This is a genomic window from Streptomyces sp. NPDC093097 (assembly GCF_044754325.1).
GTDB lineage: Bacteria > Actinomycetota > Actinomycetes > Streptomycetales > Streptomycetaceae > Streptomyces.
Genome location: NZ_JBIVOW010000003.1, coordinates 290,267 through 316,977, shown reverse-complemented (window position 1 = coordinate 316,977; position 26,711 = coordinate 290,267). Strand labels below are relative to the sequence as shown.

At 70.6% G+C, this 26,711-nt stretch carries 21 protein-coding genes and 2 tRNA genes; 12 read left to right on the top strand and 11 right to left on the bottom strand.

Translation table 11 applies throughout. The features are described from left to right. Nucleotides 1-95 precede the first annotated feature (95 nt). The gene (gene pepN / locus ACIQE0_RS06810) at nucleotides 96-2,684 is read right to left on the bottom strand and encodes an aminopeptidase N (protein ID WP_402329553.1); all 2,589 of its coding nucleotides are present in this window, start codon (nucleotides 2,682-2,684) and stop codon (nucleotides 96-98) included. Between the two features lie 114 nt (nucleotides 2,685-2,798). On the opposite strand from pepN, the gene ACIQE0_RS06805 reads away from it, so the two are divergent. Next, entirely contained in the window at nucleotides 2,799-3,443 is a 645-nt protein-coding gene (locus ACIQE0_RS06805; protein ID WP_366334578.1) for a DsbA family protein, read from the top strand. Nucleotides 3,444-3,574: 131 nt separating this feature from the next. Here ACIQE0_RS06805 and ACIQE0_RS06800 read toward each other — a convergent pair whose 3' ends face one another. The 3 genes from ACIQE0_RS06800 to ACIQE0_RS06790 all read right to left on the bottom strand — a co-directional run bounded on the left by ACIQE0_RS06800 (nucleotide 3,575) and on the right by ACIQE0_RS06790 (nucleotide 7,493). Beyond that, nucleotides 3,575-4,216, bottom strand: a complete 642-nt coding sequence (locus ACIQE0_RS06800) for a superoxide dismutase (protein WP_366334580.1) — start codon at nucleotides 4,214-4,216, stop codon at nucleotides 3,575-3,577. Nucleotides 4,217-4,404: 188 nt separating this feature from the next. After that, nucleotides 4,405-5,832 carry an amino acid permease gene (locus ACIQE0_RS06795; RefSeq protein WP_402329550.1) on the bottom strand — a complete coding sequence of 476 codons (1,428 nt, stop codon included), beginning with the start codon at nucleotides 5,830-5,832 and terminating at the stop codon, nucleotides 4,405-4,407. A gap of 275 nt (nucleotides 5,833-6,107) precedes the next feature. After that, nucleotides 6,108-7,493 carry an amino acid permease gene (locus ACIQE0_RS06790; RefSeq protein ID WP_402329548.1) on the bottom strand — a complete coding sequence of 462 codons (1,386 nt, stop codon included), beginning with the start codon at nucleotides 7,491-7,493 and terminating at the stop codon, nucleotides 6,108-6,110. Between the two features lie 340 nt (nucleotides 7,494-7,833). On the opposite strand from ACIQE0_RS06790, the gene ACIQE0_RS06785 reads away from it, so the two are divergent. Further along, a complete protein-coding gene (locus ACIQE0_RS06785) occupies nucleotides 7,834-8,424 on the top strand; it encodes a biotin transporter BioY (RefSeq protein WP_402329546.1) in 591 nt (196 codons plus the stop codon). 142 nt (nucleotides 8,425-8,566) lie between these two features. Here the strand turns inward: ACIQE0_RS06785 and ACIQE0_RS06780 are convergent, their stop codons facing one another. After that, entirely contained in the window at nucleotides 8,567-10,033 is a 1,467-nt protein-coding gene (locus ACIQE0_RS06780; protein ID WP_366334587.1) for an amino acid permease, read from the bottom strand. Nucleotides 10,034-10,243: 210 nt separating this feature from the next. Here ACIQE0_RS06780 and ACIQE0_RS06775 point away from each other — a divergent pair, with 210 nt between their 5' ends. Both ACIQE0_RS06775 and ACIQE0_RS06770 read left to right on the top strand, forming a co-directional pair. Beyond that, a complete protein-coding gene (locus ACIQE0_RS06775; RefSeq protein ID WP_384101487.1) occupies nucleotides 10,244-10,732 on the top strand; it encodes a ribose-5-phosphate isomerase in 489 nt (162 codons plus the stop codon). Between the two features lie 141 nt (nucleotides 10,733-10,873). After that, a complete protein-coding gene (locus ACIQE0_RS06770) occupies nucleotides 10,874-11,695 on the top strand; it encodes an Fpg/Nei family DNA glycosylase (RefSeq protein ID WP_402329543.1) in 822 nt (273 codons plus the stop codon). A 25-nt stretch (nucleotides 11,696-11,720) separates the two neighbouring features. Here the strand turns inward: ACIQE0_RS06770 and ACIQE0_RS06765 are convergent, their stop codons facing one another. After that, nucleotides 11,721-12,950, bottom strand: a complete 1,230-nt coding sequence (locus ACIQE0_RS06765; RefSeq protein WP_402329541.1) for a GNAT family N-acetyltransferase — start codon at nucleotides 12,948-12,950, stop codon at nucleotides 11,721-11,723. A gap of 127 nt (nucleotides 12,951-13,077) precedes the next feature. On the opposite strand from ACIQE0_RS06765, the gene ACIQE0_RS06760 reads away from it, so the two are divergent. Further along, the gene (locus ACIQE0_RS06760) at nucleotides 13,078-14,223 is read left to right on the top strand and encodes a PP2C family protein-serine/threonine phosphatase (RefSeq protein WP_366334595.1); all 1,146 of its coding nucleotides are present in this window, start codon (nucleotides 13,078-13,080) and stop codon (nucleotides 14,221-14,223) included. Here the strand turns inward: ACIQE0_RS06760 and ACIQE0_RS06755 are convergent. Then, complete coding sequence (locus tag ACIQE0_RS06755) at nucleotides 14,180-15,400, bottom strand: cation:proton antiporter (RefSeq protein WP_366334597.1); 1,221 nt, start codon at nucleotides 15,398-15,400, stop codon at nucleotides 14,180-14,182. The two genes, ACIQE0_RS06760 and ACIQE0_RS06755, sit on opposite strands and share 44 nt — an antisense overlap. Before the next feature lie 385 nt (nucleotides 15,401-15,785). On the opposite strand from ACIQE0_RS06755, the gene ACIQE0_RS06750 reads away from it, so the two are divergent. Further along, complete coding sequence (locus tag ACIQE0_RS06750; RefSeq protein ID WP_037635111.1) at nucleotides 15,786-15,980, top strand: hypothetical protein; 195 nt, start codon at nucleotides 15,786-15,788, stop codon at nucleotides 15,978-15,980. Nucleotides 15,981-16,038: 58 nt separating this feature from the next. Here the strand turns inward: ACIQE0_RS06750 and ACIQE0_RS06745 are convergent, their stop codons facing one another. Both ACIQE0_RS06745 and ACIQE0_RS06740 read right to left on the bottom strand, forming a co-directional pair. After that, nucleotides 16,039-16,419: an arsenate reductase family protein gene (locus ACIQE0_RS06745; RefSeq protein WP_402329539.1), complete on the bottom strand. Its 381-nt coding sequence runs from the start codon at nucleotides 16,417-16,419 to the stop codon at nucleotides 16,039-16,041. Between the two features lie 140 nt (nucleotides 16,420-16,559). Next, nucleotides 16,560-16,630: transfer RNA gene (locus ACIQE0_RS06740), tRNA-Gly, on the bottom strand. A 135-nt stretch (nucleotides 16,631-16,765) separates the two neighbouring features. Between ACIQE0_RS06740 and ACIQE0_RS06735 the strand changes: the two genes are divergently transcribed. From ACIQE0_RS06735 to clpX, 5 genes are all read left to right on the top strand, one after another. Then, nucleotides 16,766-16,842 (top strand) — tRNA-Pro (locus ACIQE0_RS06735). Between the two features lie 199 nt (nucleotides 16,843-17,041). Next, nucleotides 17,042-18,442 carry a trigger factor gene (tig, locus tag ACIQE0_RS06730; RefSeq protein WP_366334601.1) on the top strand — a complete coding sequence of 467 codons (1,401 nt, stop codon included), beginning with the start codon at nucleotides 17,042-17,044 and terminating at the stop codon, nucleotides 18,440-18,442. A 289-nt stretch (nucleotides 18,443-18,731) separates the two neighbouring features. Then, on the top strand, nucleotides 18,732-19,334 hold the full coding sequence (locus tag ACIQE0_RS06725) for an ATP-dependent Clp protease proteolytic subunit (RefSeq protein ID WP_366334718.1): 603 nt from the start codon (nucleotides 18,732-18,734) through the stop codon (nucleotides 19,332-19,334). A gap of 64 nt (nucleotides 19,335-19,398) precedes the next feature. Continuing rightward, on the top strand, nucleotides 19,399-20,073 hold the full coding sequence (locus ACIQE0_RS06720) for an ATP-dependent Clp protease proteolytic subunit (protein ID WP_366334603.1): 675 nt from the start codon (nucleotides 19,399-19,401) through the stop codon (nucleotides 20,071-20,073). A 161-nt stretch (nucleotides 20,074-20,234) separates the two neighbouring features. After that, entirely contained in the window at nucleotides 20,235-21,518 is a 1,284-nt protein-coding gene (gene clpX / locus ACIQE0_RS06715; protein ID WP_366334605.1) for an ATP-dependent Clp protease ATP-binding subunit ClpX, read from the top strand. Nucleotides 21,519-21,598: 80 nt separating this feature from the next. Here clpX and ACIQE0_RS06710 read toward each other — a convergent pair whose 3' ends face one another. After that, nucleotides 21,599-22,573, bottom strand: a complete 975-nt coding sequence (locus tag ACIQE0_RS06710) for a hypothetical protein (protein WP_366334607.1) — start codon at nucleotides 22,571-22,573, stop codon at nucleotides 21,599-21,601. A gap of 172 nt (nucleotides 22,574-22,745) precedes the next feature. On the opposite strand from ACIQE0_RS06710, the gene ACIQE0_RS06705 reads away from it, so the two are divergent. After that, a complete protein-coding gene (locus ACIQE0_RS06705) occupies nucleotides 22,746-25,394 on the top strand; it encodes a valine--tRNA ligase (RefSeq protein ID WP_366334609.1) in 2,649 nt (882 codons plus the stop codon). On the opposite strand, the gene ACIQE0_RS06700 is transcribed toward ACIQE0_RS06705, so the two are convergent. Next, entirely contained in the window at nucleotides 25,360-26,562 is a 1,203-nt protein-coding gene (locus ACIQE0_RS06700) for a hypothetical protein (RefSeq protein WP_366334720.1), read from the bottom strand. The two genes, ACIQE0_RS06705 and ACIQE0_RS06700, sit on opposite strands and share 35 nt — an antisense overlap. Nucleotides 26,563-26,711: the final 149 nt, after the last annotated feature.

Sequence of the window (26,711 nt, the reverse complement as noted above, 5' to 3'; positions counted from 1 at the left end):
CCCTAACCGTTGTTACCCGCCTGTGTCACAAGCGGGACAATGGCGCCCTCAAGTACGGCGGTCCGACCGTCGACGAGGGCGCCTCGAGGCCCGGGTCAGGGCCTGGGACCGGCCGCCTGGTCGCAGTTCTGGGCGCGCAGCGCCCGCGCCAGGTCGTCCCGCTCCTCCAGCACCAGCCGCCGCAGCGCCGGCGCCGCCTCGGCGCGCTCCGCCAGCCAGGCGTCCGTCGCCTCCAGCGTGGCCGCGTCCACCTGCCAGAACGGGAACAGTCCGCGCACCACGGACATCCCGATCTCGATGGACCGCTCCCGCCAGATCCGCTCGATCGTCGCGAAGTACCGCGGCGCGTACGACACCAGCAGCTCCCGCTGCGAGGGCTGCGCGAAGCCGTCGATGGTCGCCTCCACCAGGGCGTTGGACAGCGCGTCGGACTCGATCACGTCCGCCCAGGCCCGGGCCTTGACGTCCGCCGAGGGGCGGGCGGCCAGGCAGCGCACCTGGTGCCGCGTGCCGGACGCGGTGTCGTCGCGGGCGAGTTCGGCGGCCAGCGCCGCCTCGTCGGCGATCCCCTGCGAGGCCAGCGGCAGCAGGAACGCCCAGCGCAGCTCCTGGTCCACCGCCAGTCCGTCGATCTTCGCGGTGCCCTCCAACAGCCCCTGGAGCAGCTGGAGATCGGCCTCGGTGGTGGCCACCGCGGCGAAGTGCCGGGCCCAGCTCAGCTGGTGGCCACTGCCCGGCTCGGCCAGCCGCAGCTCGCGCAGCGCGCCCTCGGCCAGCTCGCGGGCGGCCCGTTCGCGGTACTCCGGCGCGACGTAGTGCTCCAGCGCGGTCTCCGCCTGGCCGAGCACCGACTGGAGCACGCCGATCACGGTCTCCGCACCGGCGAACTTCCGTACCAGGTCCAGGAAGTCGCGGGCCGGCATCAGCCCGTCCCGGGTCAGGCCCCACACCGCGGCCCAGCACAGCGCCCGCGCCATCGGGTCCGTCAGGTCGCCCAGCCGCGCCCGCAGGGTGGCCAGCGACCCCTCGTCGAAGCGGGTCTTGCAGTACGTCAGGTCCTCGTCGTTGACCAGGACCAGCTCCGGCCGCTCGGCCCCGGCCAGCTCCGGCACCACCGTCCGGGGACCTGCCACGTCCACCTCGGCGCGGGCGTAGCGCACCAGCGCGGAGTCCGCGTCCGGCCGGCGGTAGAGGCCGACCGCGACCCGGTGCGGCCGCAGCTCCGGGTGGGAGGCGGCCGCCTCCTGGAGGATGCTCAGCTCGGTGATCCGGTCCTGGGCGTCGTAAGTGACCTGCGGCGTCAGGGAGTTGACGCCGGCGGTCTCCAGCCAGGCGCGCGACCAGGCCGCCATGTCCCGCCCGGAGGTCTCCTCCAGCACCGACAGCAGGTCCGCGAGGCGGGTGTTGCCGTAGGCGTGCCGCTTGAAGTAGCGCCGGGCGCCCTCCAGGAACGCGTCCTGGCCGACGTAGGCCACCAGCTGCTTGAGGACGCTGGCGCCCTTGGCGTAGGTGATGCCGTCGAAGTTGAGCTTGGCGTCCTCCAGGTCGCGGATGTCCGCGGTGACCGGGTGGGTGGAGGGCAGCTGGTCGGCCCGGTACGCCCAGGACTTGCGGCGGTTGGCGAAGGTGATCCAGCCGTCGGTGAAGCGGGTCGCGCCGACCTGCGCGAAGCTGCCCATGAAGTCCGCGTAGGACTCCTTCAGCCACAGGTCGTCCCACCAGTGCATGGTGACCAGGTCGCCGAACCACATGTGCGCCATCTCGTGCAGGATGACGTTGGCCCGGCGCTCGTAGGATGCCTCGGTGACCTTGCCGCGGAAGATGAACTCCTCGCGGAAGGTGACGCAGCCGGGGTTCTCCATCGCGCCGAGGTTGTACTCCGGCACGAACGCCTGGTCGTACTTCCCGAAGGGGTAGGGGAAGTCGAAGTGGTCGTGGAAGAAGTCCAGGCCCTGCTTGGTGACGGTGAAGACGTCGTCCGCGTCGAAGTGCCGGGCCAGCCCCTTGCGGCAGAGCGCGCCCAGGGGGACGGTGAGCTCGGTACCCCCATCGAAGGTGCGGCGGTAGGTGTCGGTGACGTAGTGGTACGGCCCGGCGATCACGGCGGTGATGTACGTCGAGATCGGCTTGGTCGTCGCGAAGCGGCGCCGGCCGCCCTCGGCGGGACCCTCCTGGACGCCGTTGCTCAGCACCAGCCAGTCCTCGGGCGCGGTCACCTCGAAGGTGAACGGGGCCTTCAGATCGGGCTGTTCGAAGGTGGCGAAGACCCGGCGCGCGTCGGCGGGCTCGTACTGGGTGTAGAGGTAGACCTCGCCGTCCTCGGGGTCGACGAAGCGGTGCAGGCCCTCGCCGGTGCGGCTGTAGGCGCACTGCGCGTCGACGACCAGGGTGTTCTCGGCGGCCAGGCCGGCCAGCGCGATCCGGGTGCCGTCGAAGACCTCGGCCGGGTCCAGTTCCCGCCCGTTGAGGGTGACCGAGGTGACCGAGGGCGCCAGGAGGTCAGCGAAGCTGCTCGCGCCGGGCTCGGCGCAGCGGAAGCGGATCGTCGTCCGGGAGCCGAAGGTGGCCGCGTCCGCACCCTCGGCGACCGCCGAGCGGACGTCCAACGCCACGTCGTACCCCTCGACCGTCAGCAGCCGGCCCCGCTCGCGCGCCTCGTCCCGGGACAGATTCTCGCCTGGCACGGTATGCCTCCCTCACCCTCGTCTCGGATATCGAACACGGGAATCATGGCACGCGCCCCCGCGGTTGAAGCGAGCACGGAACAACGTCGCTGACGCTCTCGAAGAGGAGACCTCGTGTCCGAGACCGCGAAGACCCCGGCCGACTTCTGGTTCGACCCGCTCTGCCCCTGGGCGTGGCTGACCTCCCGCTGGATGCTGGAGGTGGAGAAGGTCCGCCCGGTCCAGGTGCGCTGGCACGTGATGAGCCTGGCCGTGCTGAACGAGAACCGCCTTGAGGAACTCCCCGCCGACTACGCGGAGAACATGCGCCCCGGCGGCAAGGCGTGGGGCCCGGTCCGCGTGGTGACCGCCGCCCAGCAGCGCTACGGCGACGAGGTCGTCGGCCGGCTCTACACCGCGCTCGGCACCCGCTTCCACAACGCCGGGGAGGGCGTGACCCGCGAGTCCATCGCCGCCGCCCTCGCCGACGCGGGCCTGCCCGCCGACCTGATCGAGTACGCCGACAAGGACACCTACGACGCCGAGCTGCGCGCCTCCCACAAGGCGGGCATCGACCTGGTCGGCCAGGAGGTCGGGACGCCGGTGATCGCGGTGCCAGGGGCGACGGGCGGGCAGATTGCGTTCTTCGGTCCGGTCGTCACACCCGCGCCCAAGGGCGAGCAGGCGGCCAAGCTCTGGGACGGCACGCTGCTGGTGGCGTCGACCCCTGGTTTCTTCGAGATCAAGCGGACACGGACGGCGGCGCCCCAGTTCGACTGAGGCGCCGGTCCGGCCCGGGCACGGCGGAGCCCCCGCGAATCACGTCTTCGCGGGGGCTCCGCTTCTTTCCGCCTGCCGCGTGAAGGGTGAGAAGACGATCACGAGGCAGGACGCATCGGGCGGTCAGCCGGTCACGGCGCCAGCAGCAGCTCGTCGGCGCGCTTCTTGGCGGCCGCGTACCGCTTGGCCACGTCCTGCCAGTTGACGACCTGCCACATCGCCTCGATGAAGTCCACCTTCTGGTTCTTGTACTGGAGGTAGAAGGCGTGCTCCCAGGCGTCGAAGACCAGGATCGGCACCGAGCCCTGGCCGACGTTGCCCTGGTGGTCGTAGACCTGCTGGACGATGAGGCGGCCGGTCACCGGCTCGTAGGCCAGGACGCCCCAGCCGGAACCCTGGGTGGTGGCCGCGGCCTTGGACAGCTGGGCCTTGAACTTGGCGAACGAGCCGAAGCCCTCGGCCAGCGCGTCGGCCAGCTCGCCCACGCCGTCCGCCTCCAGCGGCTCGCCGCCGCCGTCGCCGGTCATGTTGTGCCAGTAGATGCTGTGCAGGATGTGCCCGGAGAGGTGGAACGCGAGGTTCTTCTCCAGGCCGTTGATGCTGCCCCACTGGTCCTTGTCGCGGGCCTCGGCGAGCTGCTCCAGGGTGTCGTTGGCGCCCTTCACATAGGCCGCGTGGTGCTTGTCGTGGTGCAGCTCGATGATCTCGGGGCTGATGACCGGGGCCAGCGCCGAGTAGTCGTAGGGGAGTTCCGGAAGTGTGTAGGTCGCCATGCCGACCCCGCCTCCAAGCTGCGTAAACGCCGTAGTTGCAATCGATGTGCAAGAGCACGCTACCAGCAGCAGTTGATCACGGGCCGGATATCGCGGGCGTTCTGGTTCCAAAGACGGAGGCGGGGCGGGACCTCGGAAGGAGGTCCCGCCCCGCCTGGGGTCGGGTGGGCCGGTGGCCCGGTGCGGCCTTACTGCCGGCCGGCCGCCATCGCCCGCTGCCGGACGAGTCCGATCACCGTCAGCACCACGCCGAAGCCGCCGGTGAACAGCAGCTGGATCCGCTGGTTGTCATCGCGCAGCATCAGCACCAGCACCGCGACGATCCCGGCCAGCGCCACCCAGGTCAGGACCGGGAAGGCCCACATCTTCACCACGAGCTTCTCGGGCGCCTCGCGCTCCAGCTGCCGCCGGGTGCGCAGCTGGGCGCTGGCGATGAAGCCCCAGACCACCAGGACGGCGGCGCCGACCATGTTCAGCAGCCACTGGAAGACCGTGGTCGGCCACAGGAAGCTGAGCAGCACCGCGAGGAACCCGAACGTGGCGCACAGCAGCACCGCCCGGCGCGGCACCCCGTTGCTGACCTTGCCGAGGAAGGCCGGGCCCTGGCCGCGGCTGATCAGCGAGTAGGCCATCCGCGAGGCGCCGTAGATGTTGGCGTTCACCGCGGAGAGCAGGGCGATCAGGATGACCGCGTTCATGATCTGGCCGGCCGCCGGGATCTTGAGGTAGTCCAGCACCGCCACGTACGGGCCGCTCTTGGCGATCGACGGCGCGCTCCACGGGATGACGGTGACGATGACCGCCATCGAGCCGACGTAGAAGAGGGCGATCCGCCACATCGCGGTGCGCACCGCGCGGGCCACGCCGCGGATCGGGTCCTTGGACTCGGCGGCCGCGATGGTCACCGTCTCCAGACCGCCGTACGCGAACACCGACGCCAGCAGACCGACCATCAGGCCGTCGACGCCCTTGGGCAGGAACCCGCCGTCGCCGGTCAGGTGCGTGGTGCCGGGCGCCGAGGTGCCGGGCAGCAGCCCGAGGACGGCCAGCACGCCGAGGATCAGGAAGCCGACGATCGCCGCGACCTTCAGGGCGGCGAACCAGAACTCGAACTCGCCGAAGTTGCCGACCGCGGTCAGGTTGGTCACGGTGAAGATCACCATGACCAGCAGCACCCACATCCACGGCTGGGTGGACGGGAACCACTGGTGCAGCACGTCCGCGGCGCCCAGCGCCTCGACGGCCACCGCCACGCACAGCAGCGCGGTGAACATCCAGCCCACGGTGAAGCCGGCCCAGGAGCCTATGGACCGCTCCGCGTGCACGGAGAAGGAACCGGAGGACGGGTGGGCCGCGGACATCTCGCCGAGCATCCGCATGATCAGCATGACCAGGGCGCCGGAGACGGCGTACGCCAGCACGATCGACGGGCCGGCCGCCGCGATGCCCTCGCGGGAGCCGACGAACAGACCGGCGCCGATCACCCCGCCGAGCGCGATCATCGAGAGGTGGCGTTGCTTGAGGCCGTGTGACAGCGCGCCGCCGTCCGGGCCGGCGCCCGGGGCCGCGGCGGTCCGCGCACCGTCGGACGCTGCGGACGGGGGTGTCCGATTCATGTCGTACCTGTCCCAGTAGGTGAGAGGCGGGCGGGGCGATAACTGCGGATTCCCGGGCCGCGGACGGCTCACTCCGGGGTCCTCGGCAAAGCTGGCTCAGTCTGGGCGGCGCCGTCCGCTCAGGGCAACAGGCGTGCAGTGATTGTTCGGTATTCAGACGCGATCGTGACCGAGCGTGTCTGACACATCGTCGAATGTCATGAGATGTGAGTCCCGTCTCACCTCTGCCGGAAGCGCCCGTTCCGCGCCCGCCGGTGTCCGAGGTGCCCGGCGCCTCAGTCCCGGGCCCGGCGCGCCCGCAGCTCCCGCGCCCCGGCGACCGCCAGCACCAGGGCGGTCGCGCCGGCCGACCACAGCAGCTGCGGCCGGGCCGTGGCATCGGTCAGCATCAGCACCACCACCGCGGCCATCGCCAGCAGCGCCGCCCATGTCAGATAGGGGAACGCCCACATCCGCAGCATCAGCCGCTCCGGCGCCTCCCGCTCGATCCGGGGCCGCAGCCGCAGCTGGGAGACGGCGATCAGCCCCCAGACGAACAGCAGCACCGCGCCCACCGCGTTGAGCAAGTACAAGAAGACCGAATCCGGCCACTTGAGGTTCAGCAGCACCGAGGCGAAGCCGAACGCCACCGAGGCCAGCACCGCCCGGCGCGGCACCCCGCCGCCCGACACCTTCAGCAGCCCGCGCGGCGCCTCCCCGCGCTCGGCCAGCGAGAACACCATCCGCGACGAGCCGTAGAGGTTGGCGTTGAGCGCCGACAGCAGCGCCACGAACACCACGATGTTCATGATCTGCCCGGCGCCGGGCACCCCGATGTGGTCCAGCACCATCACGTACGGGCTCTTGCCCGGCCGCATCGCCGTCCAGGGCAGCACGGCGACGATGACCAGCATCGAGCCGACGTAGAAGAACAGGATCCGCCACACCGCGCTGCGCACCGCCCGGCCCACCGCCCGCGCCGGGTCGTCGGACTCGGCCGCCGCGATGGTGACCACCTCCAGACCGCCGAAGGCGAACACCACCGCCAGCACGCCGGAGATCACCCCGGACCAGCCGTGCGGCAGGAATCCGCCCTGCCCGGTGAGGTTGGCCATCCCCACCGGTTCGGTCTCCGGCAGCACGCCGAAGACCGCCAGCAGGCTCAGGACGAGGAACAGCACGATCGCGGTGACCTTCAGCGCCGCGAACCAGAACTCGAACTCGCCGAAGTTCTTCACCGCGGCGAGGTTGGCGCCGGTGAAGAAGACCATGAAGGCCAGTACCCAGCCCCACTGGGGCACCGCCGGCACCCAGCCGTGCGCGATCTGCGCCGCGCCGGTGGCCTCCACCGCCAGCACCACCACGAGCATGAACCAGTACAGCCATCCCACGCTGAACCCGGCCCAGCGCCCGAGCGCCCGCTCCGCATGCACCGAGAACGCCCCGGACGCCGGCATCGCCGCCGACATCTCCCCGAGCATCCGCATGATCAGCATCGCCAGCGCCCCGGCGATCAGATACGACAGCACGATCCCCGGTCCGGCCACCGCGATGCCCGCGCCGGAGCCCACGAACAGTCCCGCGCCGATCACCCCGCCCAGGCCCAGCATCGTCAGATGACGCTGCTTGAGCCCCGCGGACAGCGGTTCCTTCTCGACCAGGGGTGGTGGTGCGTCGTGCATCGGTTCGTGACTCTCGTAAGGGGCGCGGGGCGGGATCGCCGCCCGGATTGGGGGAACTCCACAGCTGGCCGCGGAGCCGTCCCAGTGTCCCCGCCCGCCCCCGACTAGCACAAAACCGGCCCCAAACCACCCCTTGGACCGTGACGAGTATCACGTGACCTGCGAAGACGCTGCGCCTTGCGGAGGGCTTCGGCATTCTGTCGGTTGTCCGGAACTCCCCAAGCGGGCCGGTACGGCTTTGTCAGCGCCACACGATGATCGCCGCCGTCCCCTGAACTAACGTCATTCCGTCCCGCCGGATCCGAGCCCTGGGTCCGCACTCACACCCGCGGAGTCCTTGATGAGCACAGCCGCCCCCACCGTCACCTCCGGTGCCGTCCTCGCCGACCTGCTGCCGGCCTCCACCGCCACCCGCGCCCGCGTCCGCGACGCCGCGCTGGTCGCCGGCGGCGCCGTGATCACCGGCCTGGCCGCCCAGATCGCGATCCCGGTCCCCGGCTCCCCGGTCCCGGTCACCGGCCAGACCTTCGCCGCGCTCCTGGTGGGCGCCTCGCTCGGCGCTCGCCGCGGGCTGCTGTCGCTGGCCCTCTACGCCCTGGTGGGCATGGCCGGTGTGCCGTGGTTCGCCGGCGGCGCCTCGGGTGCCGGCGGCGCCACCTTCGGCTACGTCCTCGGCATGCTGCTCGCCGGCACCGTCGTGGGCGCGCTGGCCCGCCGCGGCGGCGACCGCGGGGTGCTGCGCACCGCCGCCACGATGGCCGCCGGCAACGCCGTGATCTACGCCGTCGGCGTGCCCTACCTGGCGCTCAGCACCGGGATGTCCTTCGGCCAGGCCGTCGCCGTCGGCATGGTGCCGTTCCTGATCGGCGACGCCCTCAAGACCGCCCTGGCGATGGGCGCACTGCCGACCGCCTGGAAGCTGGCCGGCTGATTCTGCGGCTGAGCCGCCGCCGCTTGCGCGGAGGGGGCTGCTCGCCGTGGGGGTTCCTCAAGGCGTGGCCGAGGAGTTCGAAGCGACAGAGCGGGGCCCGCACCAGGCATGGTGCGGGCCCCGCTCTGTCGTTCGGGGGCGGTTACGCCTTCTCCGGCGCCTCCGCGGCCGCGGTCGGCTCCACCGCCTCACGCGGCCGGCGCTTCTGGAGCACCAGTCCGGCCACCAGCACCACCACGGCCGCGACCACCGACAGCACCATCTGCTGGCGGCCGTTCTTGTCGTAGAACATGTAGCCCACGACGAAGACGATCAGCGCGATGGTGGCGTAGGTCAGCCAGGGGTAGAGCCACATCCGCACCGTCAGCCGCTCCGGCATCTCCCGCTCGATGGTCCGGCGCATCCGCAGCTGCGAGAAGCAGATCACCAGCCAGACGAAGAGCGCCACCGCGCCCGAGGAGTTCAGCAGGAACTGGAAGACGGTGTCCTTCGAGGTGTAGCTGAAGATCGTCGCGACGAAGCCGAAGGCCACCGACGCCCAGATCGCCACCGACGGCACGCCGCCCTTGTTGACCTTCGCGAACGCCTTCGGCGCGTCGCCGCGCTCACCGAGCGAGAACGCCATCCGGGACGCCGTGTAGAGCCCGGAGTTCAGACAGGACAGCACCGCGGTCAGCACCACGACGTCCATCACGATGTCCACGTACGGGATGTGCAGCGACTTCAGCACCGCCACGTACGGGCTCTTGGTCACCTCCGGGTCGTCCCACGGCAGCAGCGTCACGATCACCGCGATCGAGCCGATGTAGAAGAGCGCGATCCGCCAGATCACGCTGTTGACGGCCTTGCGGACGGCCACGACCGGGTTCGGCGACTCGCTCGCCGCCAGCGTGACGATCTCGCTGCCCATGAAGGAGAAGACCACCAGCAGCATCCCGGAGAGGATCGCCCCCGGTCCGTTCGGCAGGAACCCGCCGTGTCCGAGCAGATTGCTGGTGCCCACCGCGTGGTTCCCCGGCGGCAACCCGAAGATCGCCAGCGCGCCGACCACGATGAAGATCACGATCGCCACGACCTTGATCCCGGCGAACCAGAACTCGAACTCGCCGAACGAGCCCACCGAGATCAGGTTGGTGCCGGTCAGCACGATCATCACCAGCAGCGCCCAGGCCCACTGCGGCACCGCGGGTATCCAACTGGTCAGGATCGCCGCCGCCGCGGTCGCCTCGACCGCCAGCACCACCGACCAGAAGAACCAGTACAGCCAGCCGATGGTGAAGCCCGCCCAGCGGCCCAGGGCCCGGTCCGCGTACGCGGAGAACGAGCCCGAGGTGGGGGAGGCCGCGGCCATCTCGCCCAGCATGCGCATCACCAGGACGACCAGCAGGCCGGTCAGCGCGTACGAGAGGAGGATCCCCGGCCCGGCGGCCTTGATGCCGGCCCCGGAGCCGACGAACAGGCCGGCGCCGATGACCCCGCCGATGGCGATCATCGACAGATGGCGGTTCTTGAGTCCGGCCTGAAGCCCCTCGGGCGGCCGGTCCGCGGCTCCGCCGCCGGGTTGACCGGCGGCGGGGGCCGACTGGGGGATAGGCGGGTGCGCGCCCATGTGCACCGTCCTTCGGTGGTTCTGGATGTCGACCCGTAACGGTTCTCGAAGTCGACTGCAGGCATTAGAACGTTGTTAACGACCGTTTGGAAGACCCGAATTCGGATCGTGTCGTTACCGGTGAGTTGCGTAAAGACGCAGGCCGCGACGGCCGAGCCGGGGCCGCGGCCCCCGGCGCCTACCCAGAGTGCGGCATGCCACACTCATCTCATGCGCGTGTACATCGGTTCCGACCATGCCGGCTTCGACCTCAAGAACCACCTCGTGGAGTGGCTCACGGCCAACGGCCACGAGCCCGTCGACTGCGGTCCCCACATCTACGACGCCCAGGACGACTACCCGCCGTTCTGCCTGCGCGCCGCCGAGCGCACCGCCGGCGACCCGGCGAGCCTGGGCGTCGTGATCGGCGGCTCCGGCAACGGCGAGCAGATCGCCGCCAACAAGGTCAAGGGCATCCGCGCCGCGCTGGCGTGGAGCGAGGAGACCGCCAAGCTGGGCCGGGAGCACAACGACGCCAACGTGATCTCCGTCGGCGGCCGGATGCACACCGTCGAGGAGGCGACCCGCTTCGTCGAGGTCTTCCTGACCACCCCGTACTCCGGCGAGGAGCGGCACACCCGCCGGATCGAGATGCTCACCCGCTACGAGACCACCGGCGAGCTCCCCCCGATCCCGGCCCACCACCCGCAGCAGGGCTGACCGCCGCACCGGCCGGTTCGTGGGCACCCTCCCCGGGGTGACGGGGGTGCCCTCTGCTCCTTCGGAGCCAGGGGGCGGGTGGGCGCGGACCGGCCCCCGGCGCCGCACCCGCACACCTCACCGTCCGGAGGACGCCACCCCATGCCCGAAGGGCACACGATCCACCGCCTGGCAGCGGACCACCGCGACCGGTTCCAGGGGCGGAAGGTCCGGGCGGCCAGCCCGCAGGGCAAGTTCGCCGACGGCGCGGCGCTCATCGACGGCCAGGTCATGGACACCGCCGAGGCGCACGGAAAGCACCTCTTCCTCGGCTTCGGCATGGACCGCTGGGTCCACATCCACCTCGGCCTCTTCGGCAAGCTCGACTTCGGCACCACCCCCGCGCCGCCGCCCACCGACACCGTCCGGCTGCGGCTGGTCGGCGCCGGCCACCACGCCGACCTGCGCGGCCCCACCGCCTGCGCGCTGATCACCGATGCCGAGAAGCAGGCGATACACGACCGGCTGGGCCCCGACCCGCTGCGGGCGGACGACGACGGCGACCGGGCCTGGCGGCGGATCACCCGCAGCCGCACCACCGTCGCGGCGCTGCTGCTGGACCAGAAGGTGATCGCCGGCGTCGGCAACGTCTACCGCGCCGAGGTCCTCTTCCGGCACGGCATCGACCCCTACCTCCCCGGCCGCGAACTGGGCCGCGACCGGTGGGACGCGATCTGGGCCGACCTGGCCGCCCTGATGCGGGAGGGCGTCAGGAACAACCGGATCGACACCGTCCGCCCCGAGCACACCCCGGAGGCCATGGGCCGCCCGCCGCGGGTCGACGACCACGGCGGCGAGGTGTACGTCTACCGCCGCACCGGCGCCGCCTGCCACCTCTGCGGCAGCGAGATCCGCACCGCCGACCTGGCCGCCCGCAACCTCTTCTGGTGCCCGGCCTGCCAGCCCGCCGCCGCCCGCCCCTGAGGAGGCCGAGCGGGCCGGCGCCCGGTCAGAAGTTGTGCGGCAGCCACGGCGCCGGGTCCGACCCGAACGCCAGTGATGAAGGCGCCAGCGCCCCCGGCCGCAGCTCCCGCACCCGCCCGGCCCCGGCCAGCACCGACAGCGCGGTGCCGCCCAGATAGGCCGAGCCCAACTCCCGTACGGACAGCGCGAGTTCGGCCGGGTCGGTGGTCCGCTCGCAGCGCGCCCCGGTCGCGTCCCCGGACAGCCGCCAGCGCCCCGCGTTCCACGGGCAGAAGTCGTCTTCGACCTCCAGCACCACGTCCACCGGCGTCCGGTACGTCCGGGCCGCCAGCGCCGCCCCCACCTCCACCGGCCGCACGAACAGCGCCTCCCGCACCCCGACGTCGCAGCGCCGCTGGTCGGCCACCAGGTGCAGCAGCGGATCGTCCACCGGCCGGCTGCGCACCACCACCGACGCCGTCAGGTCGATCCCGAACAGATAGCGCCACAGCGCCGCGTAGACCACCGGGTCCAGCGCGTCGATCTGGCGCAGCAGCACCGTCCCGCGCGGACCCCCGTAGTCCCAGTCGGGCTTGACGGCGTACCGGGCGTAGCCGCGCACCTCGCCGTCCACCTCGGCCAGCACGCACTGGAGTTGGCCGGCACCGCTGCGCTCCTCCGGCGGATCCAGCAGCCCGTGCCGCTCCCAGCCGGGGCGCCGCGCCAGCATTCCGGGCCGGGTCGGCACCAGCTGCGCGTAGACCCGCTCGCACTCCGCCAGCGCGGCCTGCGGGTCCACCAGCCGCAGCCGGACGCCGTCCACGCCCGGCAGGTCCGGGGCGGCCAGCCGCACCGTGTCCACGGCCATCCGCAGGTCCTGGGTGGCCACGCCGTACCCGAACCGCCCGTAGATCGCCGGCTCGGTGGCGGTCAGCGCCGCCAGCGCCTCCCCGCGCTCGTGCACGTCCGCCAACTGGTGCCGCATCATCGAGGTCAGCACCCCGCGCCGCCGGTGCGTGGGCAGCACCCCGACGGCCGTGACGCCGGCCGTGGCCACCTCCGCCCCGCCCGGCACGGTCAACCCGAACGAGAAGGCCCCGGCCGCGCCGACGACCCCGTCGCCGTCCCAGACCGCGAACTTCCGCGGCACCTCGGTGACCGCACGCCACCACGCGCGCCGCTCGGGCGCGTCCGGGACCCCGCCGAACACCACGTCCAGGTTGTTGAACCAGGCGTCCCAGTCGCTCTCCTGCAACGGCCGCAACTCTGTTGTCATGGGGCATCTCTAACAGCACACGCGCCGCCCGCGCGACCGCATTTCGAACGTGAATTCCCCGCAATTCCACGGAGCGGCGTGCGGCGAATCGACGCGCCGCCGAACGGGTGGATAAGGTCCCAGAGCAATGACACGCGGCGCGGGAGCGGAAGGTCTGCGGGCCCGGGTGCACAAACGCCTGCACCGGGCCCGCGTCGGCATGCGCAAGGCCGGGGTCGACTACTTCCGCGGCGACGGCTCCGACTGGGTCGCGCTGGTCGCCCTGCTCGCCGCCGTCCCCGCGATCGCCGCCGGCACCCTCTGGTACCCGCAGTGGATCGCGCCGACCGCGCTGGTCCTGCCGGTCATCGCCGGCGGACTGCTGCTGCGCCCGGCCAACCTCCTTGCCCTGTACGCGGCTTCCGCGACCGCGCTGATCGTCGAGGCGGCGCGGTTCGGCCCGTACGACCAGGGGCCGGACCGGATCACCCCGGGCACCGTCCTGGTGGTGGCCGCGGTCGGCCTCTCCGGGTTGCTGGTCGCGCAGTTCCGCAGCCGGGTCGGGGTGCCCTGGCGGCGCGGCGGCACCATGCTCTTCGACCTTCGCGAACGCATCCGCGTCCAGAGCACATTGCCCAAGCTCCCCAAGGGCTGGCACCACGAGATGGCGCTCCGCCCGGCCGGCGGCCAGTCCTTCTCCGGCGACTTCGTGGTGGCCTCCCGCACCCAGGGCGGCAACATCCTGGAGGTCGTGCTCACCGACGTCTCCGGCAAGGGGATGGACGCCGCGTCCCGGGCGCTGCTCCTCTCCGGCGCCTTCGGCGGTCTGCTCGGCTCCCTCCCGCCGCACGGCTTCCTGCCGGCCGCCAACGGCTATCTGCTGCGCCAGGATTGGGACGAGGGCTTCGCCACCTCCATCCATCTCGTCCTGGACCTGGAGTCCGGCGACTACGAGCTGTTCTCCGCGGGCCACCTCCCCGCCCTCCAGCTGAGCGCCGGCACCGGCCGCTGGGAGGAGAAGGCGGGGGAGGGGCCGCTGCTCGGGGTCTACGACGGTGCCCAGTTCGACCCGGTCAAGGGGACGCTGCGCCCCGGCGACGTGCTGATGCTGTTCACCGACGGCCTGGTGGAGGCCGCCGACCGCGACATCGCCGAGGGCATCGACCGGCTGACCGGCGAGGCCGAGCGCTATGTGCACGCCGGCTTCGCCGGTGCCGCCTGGCATCTGATCGAGGCCGTCGCCAAGGACGTCAACGACGACCGGGCGCTGCTGCTGCTCTGTCGGGAGAGCTGACCGCCGCCGGCCCGGCCTCCGCCCCGGCGGCCAGGGCCGCGCCGCCGCCCGGCAGGATCCGGGCCAGCAGCCCGGAGCGGCCGGCCGCCAGCGGCCCGAGGACGGCCAGGATCAGCACATAGCCGGCGATGAACGGGGGCAGCCGCTCGTCGAGTCCGGCGCCCGCCGCCATCGTCGCCAGGATCAGCGCGAACTCGCCGCGGGCCAGCAGCGCGGTGGCGATGTTCGCGGCCGGCCCGGGACCGAAGCCGTAGATCCGGGCCGCGGCCAGCCCCGCCAGGACGTTCATCAGCAGCGTCAGCGCCACCGCGATCAGCACCGGCCACAGGACGGTCGGCAGGTCACCGGGGTCGATGGAGAGCCCGAACGCGAAGAAGAAGATCGCCCCGAACGCGTCCCGCAGCGGATGCACCAGCTTCCGGATCCGCGGCCCGCTGCTCGTCCCGCCCAGCATCAGGCCCACCATGAACGCCCCGATGGCGTCCGCGACCCCGAACCACTCGGAGACCCCGGCGACCAGCACCGCGGCCCCCAGGAAGGAGATCACCAGCAACTCGCTGTCCCTGGTGGCGATCAGCCGGCCGATGAGGCGGGTGCCCCAGCGGGCGGCCGCGGCGAGCAGCAGCAGGAAGCCGAACGCCTTCCCGGCGGCCGGCGCCGCCGAGGCCAGCGAGTCGGCCCCGGAGAGCACCGGCTGCAACGCGGCCAGGTACAGGGCCAGGAAGATGTCCTCGACGACGATGATGCCGAGGATCGGCTTGGTCTCCGGATTGCCCAACCGCCCGGTGTCGACCAGCACCTTGGTGACGATCGCGGACGAGGAGATGCCGAGCACCCCGGCGAGCACCAGCGCTTCGGAGGTGCCCCAGCCGAGCGCGAAGCCGAAGCCGAGCCCGGCGCCGACGTTCAGCGTGAGGTACGCCCCGCCGGCCAGCGCCATCCGGCGCCCGCCCGCCTTGAGGTCGTCCACATGGAATTCCAGGCCCAGGTAGAAGAGCAGCAGCACCAGGCCGAGGAGGGAGAGCATCTCCAGGTCGTGCGGGTCGGCGACCAGCACGATGCCGGGGGTGTGCGGGCCGAGCAGGATTCCGGCCAGGATGAACAGGGGGATGGTGGGGAGTCCGATCCGCCCGCCCAGACGGGCGAGGACGGCGGCGGCGAGAAAGGCACCGCCCATGGCGATCAGGGTGTCTGCGTGTCCGATGGGCCCGTTCCTCCTGGTCGTCGGCGTGTCGCCGGGGTGCGCCGGGGCACCCGTCACCGGCCGCACGCGAGGTCAAAACAACGTCAAGAACTCGTCAATACTTAGATTACCAAATCATTAACGCGTGACCGTTGCGCGGCAGTGCGGCACCTTTTGGGAGGGGGTCCGGCCAGCGGATGAGGTCCGCGAGGCCGTCCGGGAGCGGCATTGCGTGAACTTGCGCAAACGAGCAAAGCCTTGGCCGATGATTCGTCACCCGCCTGCAATGGGCAGGGAGTTGGTGGCACGATGGGTGCCGGGGGTGTGCGCGGCATGCTCCAGGGCCGGTGAGGCGTTCCGACCGAGGGTGTGATCAGTTGTGGCTCTGTCGCTATCAGTTGTCCTGATGTTGGGGATCATCCTGGTCGTACTGATCAGACAGAAGGCGATCAAGGCCGGTCCGGCGTTCGTCGCCATACTCTTCGGCTTCTTCCTCGCTTCCACGGGGATGGCGCCGTCGATCAACCGGTTCCTGAACTCCATCGCGCAAACGATCAACCACATCACGTTCTAGGGCCTGCGCCGATCCATCGGGCAGGCCCCGGAAGCGGGTTCGGGTCCGTGGGTCGGACTCAGGAGGTTCGTCCACCCCCGGTCCGCGCCAGCGCGTCGCGAACGGCATCCTCGCTGCGCCCCACCACCGCCGACCCGTCGTCGGCGGTGATGATCGGCCGCTGGATCAGCCGGGGGTGCGCCGCCAGCGCCTCGATCCACCGCTCCCGTTCGGCATCGGTGCGCCCCCACGCCCCGACGCCCAGCTCCTCGGCCTCGATCTCCTGCGTGCGGGTGATGTCCCACGGCGCAAGGCCCAGCCGCTCCAGCACGGCGCGCAGTTCGTCGGCGCTCGGCGGCTCCTCCAGGTACTTCCGCACGGTGTACCGGGCGCCCTCGGCGTCCAGGATTCCCACCGCGGAACGGCACTTGGAACACGCGGGATTGATCCAGATCTCCATGCGGGCAACCCTAGGGATTCCCCTCCCGGGAGAGAAGCGGGGCCGCGGGCATCCACGGGAAGCGCATCGGTACGTCGGCACATCGGCACGTCGAGAACAGGAAAGCCCCGAGCCTTGAGGCCCGGGGCTTTCCGTTCGTGAGCGGGCGACGGGAATCGAACCCGCGTAGCCAGTTTGGAAGACTGGGGCTCTACCATTGAGCTACGCCCGCGAGCGCCACGGTCGCTGGGACCCCGGCACGCAGAGCATCGTAGCGGGTGAAGCGGGTGAACTGCACACCGCATCGCACTCCCGAATATCGGGCAGCCGCACCGTCCGCGGGCATGTACCCTACGTGTCGCACCGACGGGGTGTGGCGCAGCTTGGTAGCGCGTCCGCTTTGGGAGCGGAAGGTCGTCGGTTCGAATCCGGCCACCCCGACCAGTTCACCACCCGTCCCGCGGAAAAGCGGGGCATAAGCGGTCCTTCAAGATCGCGTTGTGGGTGCCCTCCTCCTTGCGGTTACTATGCAAGCTGCGTGCCCGTGTGTCCTCTGTACCGGGCGCGATCAGCCGGACCGGCACCTGCCGGCAGCCGGCGGATCCAAGGCAAAACCCCAAAGTCAGCCCAAGGAGACCGAACCGTGAAGAGCGCCGTGGAGACCCTGAACCCGACTCGGGTTCGGCTCACTGTCGAGGTGCCCTTCGAGGAGCTCAAGGACAGCCTCGACGCGGCGTACAAGAAGATCAACCAGCAGGTCACGGTGAAGGGCTTCCGCAAGGGCAAGATCCCGGCCCGTGTCATCGACCAGCGGTTCGGTCGCGGCGCCGTGCTGGAAGAGGCCGTCAACGACGCGCTCCCGAAGTTCTACACCAGCGCGGTCAACGAGGCGGAGCTGAACGTCCTCGGCCAGCCCGAGGTGGACATCACCGAGCTCAAGGACAACGAGCTGCTGGCCTTCACCGCCGAGGTCGACATCCGCCCGGCCCTGGAGATCCCGGACTACTCCGGCATCGAGGTCGAGGTCGACGCCGTCGAGGTGTCCGACGAGGACGTCGAGAAGTCCGTCGAGCAGCTGCGTGACCGCTTCGCCTCCACCAGCCTGGTCGAGCGCGCCGCCCAGGACGGCGACGTGGTGACCGTGGACCTGGAGGCCAAGGTCGACGGCGAGGTGCTGGCCGACGGCATCGCCAACGGCGTCAGCTACACCATCGGCTCCGGTGAGCTCCTCGACGGCATCGACGAGGCCGTCAAGGGCCTGGAGGCCGGCGGCAGCGCCACCTTCACCTCCGAGCTCAAGGGCGGCTCCGCCCAGGGCAAGGAGGCTTCGGTGAAGGTCGACGTCACCGAGGTCAAGGCCCGCGAACTGCCCGAGCTGGACGACGAGTTCGCCCAGATGGCCAGCGAGTTCGACACCCTCGACGAGCTCAAGGCCGACAGCCGCAAGCGGCTGGAGCGGATGAAGAAGTTCGACCAGGCCACGCAGGCTCAGGAGAAGGTCCTGGACGAGCTGCTGAAGCTCGTCGAGGTCCCGATGCCCGAGAAGCTGCTCGAGGACGAGATCCGCACCCGCAAGCACAACCTGGAGCACCACCAGCTCGGCCAGATGGGCCTCGACCTCGCGAAGTACCTGGAGATCCAGGGCAAGACCGAGGAGGAGTTCGACGCCGAGACCAAGGAGCAGGCCGAGAAGGGCATCAAGACCCAGTTCGTCCTCGACGAGCTGGTCAACAAGGAGAAGCTGAACGTCAGCCAGGAGGAGCTCACCGAGCACCTCATGCGGCGTGCCCAGTCCTCCGGCATGTCCCCCGACCAGTTCGCCCAGGCCGTCGTCGAGGGTGGCCAGGTGCCGATGCTGGTGGGCGAGGTCGCCCGCGGCAAGGCCCTCGCGGTGGTCGTCGAGGCCGCCACGGTCAAGGACACCAACGGCGAGGTCGTCGACCTTGAGGACGAGGAGGAGACGGAGGCCGCCGAGGCCGTCGTCGCCGAGGCCGAGGGCACCGACGCCAAGGACGAGGAGAAGGCGGAGAAGACCGAGGGCTGATGCCCCCGGTCGGTTCGCCGACTGACTGATCACGGGTCCGAATGCGCGCGTCCGCGCGTTCGGGCCCGTGCGTCGTCCCGGTCCGTGAGCCTGCGCTCACAGCGAACAGTTCTCGCTCCGGGATGGCGCCCGCCGACCAGCGCGTTAGGGTCCGTAGATACGAGGGCAGGGGAGTTGCTGAAAAGTGCGCCGAACGGACCGTGCGGCGCCGGTCCCCGGGCCCCAGAAGACGACGCTGAGACGGTCGCGAGCCGTCCGACAACGAGCAGGTGGACACGTGACGATCCCGATGCCTTCCGCCGCCGCTGAGCCGACCTCCGGTGGCCTCGGCGACCAGGTCTACAACCGGCTGCTCGGCGAGCGGATCATCTTCCTCGGCCAGCCGGTCGACGACGACATCGCCAACAAGATCACGGCGCAGCTGCTGCTCCTCGCCGCTGACCCGGACAAGGACATCTTCCTCTACATCAACTCCCCGGGCGGCTCGGTCACGGCCGGCATGGCGATCTACGACACCATGCAGTACATCAAGAACGACGTGGTCACCATCGCCATGGGCCTCGCCGCATCGATGGGCCAGTTCCTGCTGAGCGCGGGCACCCCGGGCAAGCGCTTCGCGCTGCCGAACGCGGAGATTCTCATCCACCAGCCCTCCGCGGGCCTGGCCGGATCGGCCTCGGACATCAAGATCCACGCCGAGCAGCTGCTGCGCACCAAGAAGCGCCTGGGTGAGCTCTCCGCGATGCACACCGGCCAGTCGCTGGAGCAGTGGACCAAGGACGCCGACCGCGACCGCTGGTTCAGCGCCGAGGAGGCCAAGGCGTACGGCCTCATCGACGATGTCATGCCCTCCGCCACCGGCGTTCCGGGCGGGGGCGGCACCGGGGCCTGAGCCCCGGCCCACGCCTCGCAGTCGACCCCAGCCCCACTTCGCCACCAGGACGGTGAACCTCCAGATGAACAACTTCCCCGGAAGCGGTCTCTACGAGCGCGCGCAGGCCGAGTTCTCCGGCATGCCCGCGGAGTCCCGCTACATCGTTCCGCGCTTCGTCGAGCGCACCTCGCAGGGCGTGCGCGAGTACGACCCGTACGCGAAGCTCTTCGAGGAGCGGGTGATCTTCCTCGGGGTGCAGATCGACGACGCCTCCGCCAACGACGTCATGGCGCAGCTGCTGTGCCTGGAGTCGATGGACCCGGACCGTGACATCTCGGTCTACATCAACAGCCCCGGTGGCTCGTTCACCGCGCTGACGGCGATCTACGACACGATGCAGTTCGTCAAGCCCGACATCCAGACGGTCTGCATGGGCCAGGCGGCCTCCGCCGCGGCCGTGCTGCTGGCGGCGGGCACCCCGGGCAAGCGCATGGCGCTGCCCAACGCGCGGGTCCTGATCCACCAGCCGTTCAGCGAGACCGGCCGCGGCCAGGTCTCCGACCTGGAGATCGCCGCCCGGGAGATCCAGCGGATGCGCACGCAGCTGGAGGAGATGCTGGCCAAGCACTCCTCCACGCCGATCGAGAAGATCCGCGAGGACATCGAGCGCGACAAGATCCTGACCGCGGAGGAGTCCCTGGCGTACGGTCTGGTCGACCAGATCGTCTCCACCCGGAAGACCTCCGTCTCCGTCTGATCGCGATCTTCGCGAATTGCGCCGGAGCGTCGCCCCCTTGGACCGAGTGAACCGAGTCGGTCCAAGGGGGGCCCGTACGGGGGGCCCGGCAAGGTACCGTCGATAGGCAAGCACCCGGGTCCGCGGAGCAATGCGGATCCCAGGCGAAGGGGATTCACCTCGTGGCACGCATCGGTGACGGCGGAGACCTGCTCAAGTGCTCGTTCTGCGGAAAGAGCCAGAAGCAGGTGAAGAAGCTCATCGCGGGGCCTGGTGTGTACATCTGCGACGAGTGCATCGATCTCTGCAACGAGATCATCGAGGAGGAGCTCGCCGAGAGTTCCGAGGTGCGCTGGGAGGAACTCCCCAAGCCCCGCGAGATCTACGAGTTCCTCAACGGCTACGTCGTCGGCCAGGAGCCCGCCAAGAAGGCGCTCTCGGTGGCCGTGTACAACCACTACAAGCGCGTCCAGGCGGGCGAGAACGGCCCGGGCCGCGGCGACGAGGGCATCGAGTTGGCCAAGTCCAACATCCTGCTGCTCGGCCCCACCGGCTCCGGTAAGACGCTGCTCGCGCAGACCCTCGCCCGGATGCTCAACGTCCCCTTCGCCTTTGCCGATGCGACGGCGCTGACCGAGGCCGGCTATGTCGGTGAGGACGTCGAGAACATCCTGCTGAAGCTGATCCAGGCCGCGGACTTCGACATCAAGAAGGCCGAGACCGGCATCATCTACATCGACGAGATCGACAAGGTCGCCCGGAAGAGCGAAAACCCGTCGATCACCCGGGACGTCTCCGGTGAGGGCGTCCAGCAGGCGCTGCTGAAGATCCTGGAGGGCACCACCGCCTCGGTCCCGCCCCAGGGCGGCCGCAAGCACCCGCACCAGGAATTCATCCAAATCGACACCACCAACGTGCTGTTCATCGTCGGTGGGGCCTTCGCCGGGCTGGAGAAGATCATCGAGGCCCGGTCCGGCGCCAAGGGCATCGGCTTCGGCGCGACCATCCGCTCCAAGCGCGAGATCGAGTCCAAGGACCAGCTCCAGGACGTGATGCCGGAGGACCTGGTGAAGTTCGGGATGATCCCGGAGTTCATCGGCCGGCTCCCCGTCCTCACCTCGGTCCACAACCTCGACCGCGAGGCGCTCCTGCAGATCCTGGTCGAACCGCGCAACGCCCTGGTCAAGCAGTACCAGCGGCTCTTCGAACTCGACGGCGTGGAGCTGGACTTCGACCGTCCGGCCCTGGAGGCCATCGCCGACCAGGCCATCCTCCGCGGCACCGGCGCCCGCGGTCTGCGCGCCATCATGGAGGAGGTCCTCCAGGCGGTGATGTACGAGATCCCGTCCCGCAAGGACGTCGCCCGCGTCGTCATCACCGCCGACGTGGTGCACTCCAACGTCAACCCGACGCTGGTCCCGCGCACCCGCGGCGAGTCGGGCGAGCCCCAGGAGAAGAGCGCGTAGGCGCCCCGCCCTCGACGGCCCCTCAACGAAACCGCCCGGCAGCGCAGTTGCTGCCGGGCGGTCGTCGTGCGCGCAGGGGATCACTTCTCCTTGCGGACCTCGCTGCGGACCTTGGCGGTCTTGTTCGACAGCTCCTCGGCGCTGGGGGTGGTGGCCGATGAGCCGCTGGTGCTGGGCGGGGCCACCATGGAGACGATGCCCAGGGCGCTGTTGTCGCCCCAGATGCAGGTGGAGGCGGTCACGGGCACGGTCATCCCGCCCGCGGCGATGCTCATCTTCTGGGTCCGGCACTTCATGGTGTCGCCGTCGAAGCCGCTCGGCGAGTACTCGGTGATCGGCGTGACGTCCTCGACCTTGCGGCCGCTGGGCGACTTCTTGAAGCTCTCGTCGATCTTGGCGAACGCCTGGGTCACGGCGCCCTGCGGGTCGGCGATGTCGCCGTACAGGCCGGACAGCGACATCTGAAGACCCGCGTCGGAGCCCTTGTATGTGCCGCTGACGCCCTTGCTGTTGGTGATGCCGAGGGCCTTGGCGTCCTTGTCGTTCGAGAAGTCCCCGGTGTCGCCGCCGGCACTGCCGGGCTTCTGGATCTTCTGGAACTGCCCGCTCAGCAAGGTGTCCGGCAGCGCGATGGTGTACGGCTTGACCTTGCTGCCCGAGCCGAAGACGAAGTACGCGCCGGCGCCGATCGCCGCGACCACCGCGACCGCGCCGACGATCAGGCCGATCTTCTTGCCGTTGCCGCCGCCGGTCTCCGGCTGCTGGGGGATCGTCCCGTAGGGCGTCTGCTGGCCGTAGTCGGGCTGCTGGCCGTAGGGCGCCTGCTGGCCGTAGTTGGGCTGGGCGGGCTGGCCGTAGGGCTGCTGCGCCTGCTGCGGGAACTGCTGCTGCGGGGCCTGCTGCGGGTAGCCGTAGCCCTGCTGGGGAGGCACCTGGCCGCCCTGCTGCGGGTAGCCGTAACCGGGCTGCGGGGCGGGCGGCTGCGGCTGGCCGTACGGGCCCGGCTGCTGGGGCTGTTGGCCGTACGGGCCCGGAGGCGGCTGGTTGAAGCTCATGGAGCGGTTCCCCTCGTGACTGCTGGTGGCGCCGGGACGTCGCGCGGGGCGCCCCGGTGCCGGGCGTGATGTTTATGCGCTCCCGACATCCTGTATGACGCCGCTGACATGTGGTGCCCCGGGGGCGAAACCGATTCGAAGCCGCTACATCCGCGCCCGTACACTGTCGGTCGTGACCGAGAACACTCAGCAGCCCAAGCACAGCGTCCCCGAACTGCCGACTCAGTACACGCCGGCCGATGTAGAGGGGCCGTTGTACGAGCGCTGGGTAGAGCGGGGCTACTTCGAGGCGGACGAGAAGAGCGAGAAGCCGCCGTACACCGTCGTCATCCCCCCGCCCAACGTCACCGGCTCGCTCCACCTGGGCCACGCCTTCGAGCACACGCTGATCGACGCCCTCACCCGCCGCAAGCGCATGCAGGGCTTCGAGACGCTGTGGCAGCCGGGCATGGACCACGCCGGCATCGCCACCCAGAACGTCGTCGAGCGCGAGCTCGCCAAGGAGGGCCTCTCGCGGCACGACCTGGGCCGCGAGAAGTTCGTCGAGCGGGTCTGGCAGTGGAAGAACGAGTCCGGTGGCCAGATCTCGGGCCAGATGCGGCGCCTGGGCGACGGTGTCGCCTGGTCCCGTGAGCGCTTCACCATGGACGAGGGCCTCTCCCAGGCCGTCCAGACGATCTTCAAGCGGCTCTACGACGACGAGCTGATCTACCGCGCCGAGCGCATCATCAACTGGTGCCCGCGCTGCCTGACCGCCATCTCCGACATCGAGGTGGAGTACCAGGACGACGACGGCGAGCTGGTCTCGATCCGGTACGGCGAGGGCGACTCCTCGATCGTCGTCGCCACCACGCGCGCCGAGACGATGCTCGGTGACACCGCCGTCGCCGTCCACCCCGAGGACGAGCGCTACGCCCACCTCGTCGGCACCGAGATCGAGCTGCCGCTGACCGGCCGCCGGATCCCGGTCGTCGCGGACGAGCACGTCGACCCGGAGTTCGGCACCGGCGCGGTCAAGGTCACCCCGGCGCACGACCCCAACGACTTCGAGATCGGCCGCCGGCACGACCTGCCCAGCCTGGCCGTCCTCGACGAGCGCGGCGTGATCACCGCGCACGGCCCGTTCCAGGGGCTGGACCGCTTCGAGGCCCGGTCGGCGATCGTCGGCGCGCTGCGCGCCGAGGGCCGGATCGTCGCCGAGAAGCGCCCGTACACCCACTCCGTCGGGCACTGCTCGCGCTGCAAGACCACCATCGAGCCGCGGCTGTCGATGCAGTGGTGGGTCAAGGTCGGCCCGCTGGCGAAGGCCGCCGGTGACGCGGTCCGCGACGGCAAGGTCGCGATCCACCCCAAGGAGATGGAGTCCCGGTACTTCGGCTGGGTCGACAACCTCCACGACTGGTGCATCTCGCGGCAGTTGTGGTGGGGCCACCGCATCCCGGTCTGGTACGGGCCGAACGGCGAGGTCGTCTGCGTCGGACCGGACGAGGAGCCGCCGAGCGGCGAGGGCTGGCACCAGGACACCGACGTCCTGGACACCTGGTTCTCGTCCGGCCTGTGGCCGTTCTCCACGCTGGGCTGGCCCGAGCAGACCCCGAGCGTGGCGAAGTTCTACCCGAACTCCGTCCTGGTCACCGGCTACGACATCCTCTTCTTCTGGGTCGCCCGGATGATGATGTTCGGCCTGTACGCGATGGACGGCACCCCGCCGTTCCACACCATCGCGCTGCACGGCATGGTCCGCGACCAGTTCGGCAAGAAGATGTCGAAGTCCTTCGGCAACGCGGTCAACCCGCTGGACTGGATGGACGCCTACGGCTCCGACGCGGTCCGCTTCACCCTCGCCCGCGGTGCCAACCCGGGCGTGGACGTGCCGATCGGCGAGGACTGGGTCCAGGGCTCCCGCAACTTCGCCAACAAGATCTGGAACGCCACCCGCTTCGCGCTGATGAACGGCGCGACGGTGGAGGGCGAACTGCCGTCCGCTGACGCGCTGTCGGCGACCGACCGGTGGATCCTCTCCCGGCTCAACGCGGTGGTCGCCGAGGTCGACGCGTACTACGACGACTACCAGTTCGCCAAGCTCTCGGACACCCTCTTCCACTTCGCCTGGGACGAGGTCTTCGACTGGTACGTCGAGCTGTCCAAGACCACCTTCCAGGCCGGCGGCCCGGCGGCCGACGCCTCCCGCCGGGTGCTCGGCGAGGTCCTCGACGTCACCCTGCGGCTGCTGCACCCGATCGTCCCGTTCGTCACCGAGGAGCTGTGGACGGCGCTGACCGGCGGCGAGTCGGTCGTCGTCGCCGACTGGCCGACGGCCGTGGCCGTCCCCGGTTCCGATGCCGCCGGCGGCTTCCGGGACGAGGCCGCCGAGCGGGAGATCGAGATGCTCCAGCAGGTCGTCACCGAGGTCCGCCGGTTCCGCTCCGACCAGGGCCTCCAGCCGGGCCAGAAGGTCCCCGCGCGGCTGGACCTGGCCGGTACGCCGCTGGCGGCGCACGAGGCCGCGATGCGCTCGCTGCTGCGTCTGACGCCGGCCGGCGAGGACTTCACCGCCACCGCTTCGCTGCCGGTCGCCGGCGCCACGGTCGCCCTGGACCTGTCCGGCGCGATCGACGTCGAGGCCGAGCGGAAGCGGCTGACGAAGGACCTGGCGGCGGCCGAGAAGGAGCGTGCGCAGACCACCGCCAAGCTCGGCAACGAGGCGTTCCTGGCCAAGGCCCCCGAGCAGGTCAAGGAGAAGATCCGCACCCGCAAGGCGGCCGCCGAGGCCGACATCGAGCGGATCACTGCACAGCTGGCGGCGCTGCCCGGCGCGTAGTCGCCGGCGGCTCCGGCCACGCCGTCTCCGGCGCCACAGGCCCCTCGTCCACCCGGGCGGGGGGCCTGCGCCGTCCCCGCCGGCCGCCGCGGTCGCCCCGCTCCCGGACCGGCCACAGCAGGACGTACGCGGTGGAGGCCGCCACGAACGCCAGCCGGATCAGGCCGCGGGCGGAGTCGTCCGGCACGGCGAAGACGCTGCCGTAGAGGATGAGCAGCGCCAGCCAGCTCCACCAGGGGACCAGGCGGCGCTGCCCGATGACGTCCCACAGCAGCGTGCCGAGCAGTACCGAGGCGGTGTAGTACGTGTAGACGCTGGGGTCGAGGACGATCCGGGCGTTGGCGCCCAGCAGGACCACGGCCGCCCAGCGGCCCCGCCAGACCGCGAGGCCGCCCAGCACCAGCCCGAGCGCGAACTGCGCGGGACGGTCCCAGCCGGGCGTCTCGGGGTCGGCCACGCCCAGCCAACGCAGCGCGGACGCCGGGTGGTTGGGGATGGCGAACCTGGCGGCGGCGAAGGACTGGGTGTCGCCGAGGAAGAACGGCAGCCAGGCGACGGCGACCAGTCCCGCGCACCACAGGGCGGCCCTGACCCACTTGTCCCTCGGGAGTGCCAGCAGCAGCGGGACGAAGGCCAGCGCGGTCGGTTTGGAGTCCATCGCCAGGGCCAGGAAGGCGCCGGTCAGGGCGGCGTTGCCGCGGGTGACGGCGCGGACCGCGAGGGCGGTGAAGAACAGTGCCAGGACGTCGTCGAGGTGCCCGAAGCGGACCGCGACCTCGATCCACATGGGGATGAAGGCCAGCCCGGCGATCAGCACCCGCTGTCGCAGCCGCTGGTGGTTGGTGCCGGTGCCCAGGAAGTGGTGGGCCGCGCTGCGGCCGGCCAGTACCAGGATGACCAGGCCCAGCGCGGACATCAGGGCCGCGGCGAGGAACTGGCCGGTGGCCTCCGGGAACGGGTTGAACAGCCCGGCCGTCAGGAAGCTGATCGGCCCCATCTGGAGCTCGGGGTGGTGCGCGTAGAGGTTGAGGCCGCCGGTGCCGTCGCCGGAGCTGCCCTGGTATATCAGCTCGCCGCCGGTGCGGAGGTAGTGCCAGGAGAAGCCGCCGTGCGGTTCCACGATCATGAACCACAGCACGGTCCAGGCGGTGAGCAGCACCAAGTGCATCCGCTGACTGATTGCCGGCACGCCTCTTCAGCTCCTGCTTTCCTGACTTCTCAACGCCTTGCAAGGACCGCGGTCGTTCGGTCCGGGGGCACTTCGGACCCCGCCGTCCTAGAGGGCGCCGGGCGGCGGGAAGTTGTCCCGCCCGATGG

Bases quoted from the DNA above. Each gene is read 5' to 3' on its own strand.
- ACIQE0_RS06800 (WP_366334580.1), bottom strand. From the start codon at position 4,216: ATGGCGACCTACACACTTCCGGAACTCCCCTACGACTACTCGGCGCTG.
- ACIQE0_RS06795 (WP_402329550.1), bottom strand. From the start codon at position 5,832: ATGAATCGGACACCCCCGTCCGCAGCGTCCGACGGTGCGCGGACCGCC.
- ACIQE0_RS06790 (WP_402329548.1), bottom strand. From the start codon at position 7,493: ATGCACGACGCACCACCACCCCTGGTCGAGAAGGAACCGCTGTCCGCG.
- ACIQE0_RS06785 (WP_402329546.1), top strand. From the start codon at position 7,834: ATGAGCACAGCCGCCCCCACCGTCACCTCCGGTGCCGTCCTCGCCGAC.
- ACIQE0_RS06780 (WP_366334587.1), bottom strand. From the start codon at position 10,033: ATGGGCGCGCACCCGCCTATCCCCCAGTCGGCCCCCGCCGCCGGTCAA.
- ACIQE0_RS06775 (WP_384101487.1), top strand. From the start codon at position 10,244: ATGCGCGTGTACATCGGTTCCGACCATGCCGGCTTCGACCTCAAGAAC.
- ACIQE0_RS06770 (WP_402329543.1), top strand. From the start codon at position 10,874: ATGCCCGAAGGGCACACGATCCACCGCCTGGCAGCGGACCACCGCGAC.
- ACIQE0_RS06765 (WP_402329541.1), bottom strand. From the start codon at position 12,950: ATGACAACAGAGTTGCGGCCGTTGCAGGAGAGCGACTGGGACGCCTGG.
- ACIQE0_RS06760 (WP_366334595.1), top strand. From the start codon at position 13,078: ATGACACGCGGCGCGGGAGCGGAAGGTCTGCGGGCCCGGGTGCACAAA.
- ACIQE0_RS06755 (WP_366334597.1), bottom strand. From the start codon at position 15,400: ATGGGCGGTGCCTTTCTCGCCGCCGCCGTCCTCGCCCGTCTGGGCGGG.
- ACIQE0_RS06745 (WP_402329539.1), bottom strand. From the start codon at position 16,419: ATGGAGATCTGGATCAATCCCGCGTGTTCCAAGTGCCGTTCCGCGGTG.
- ACIQE0_RS06725 (WP_366334718.1), top strand. From the start codon at position 18,732: ATGCCTTCCGCCGCCGCTGAGCCGACCTCCGGTGGCCTCGGCGACCAG.
- ACIQE0_RS06720 (WP_366334603.1), top strand. From the start codon at position 19,399: ATGAACAACTTCCCCGGAAGCGGTCTCTACGAGCGCGCGCAGGCCGAG.
- ACIQE0_RS06710 (WP_366334607.1), bottom strand. From the start codon at position 22,573: ATGAGCTTCAACCAGCCGCCTCCGGGCCCGTACGGCCAACAGCCCCAG.
- ACIQE0_RS06700 (WP_366334720.1), bottom strand. From the start codon at position 26,562: ATGCACTTGGTGCTGCTCACCGCCTGGACCGTGCTGTGGTTCATGATC.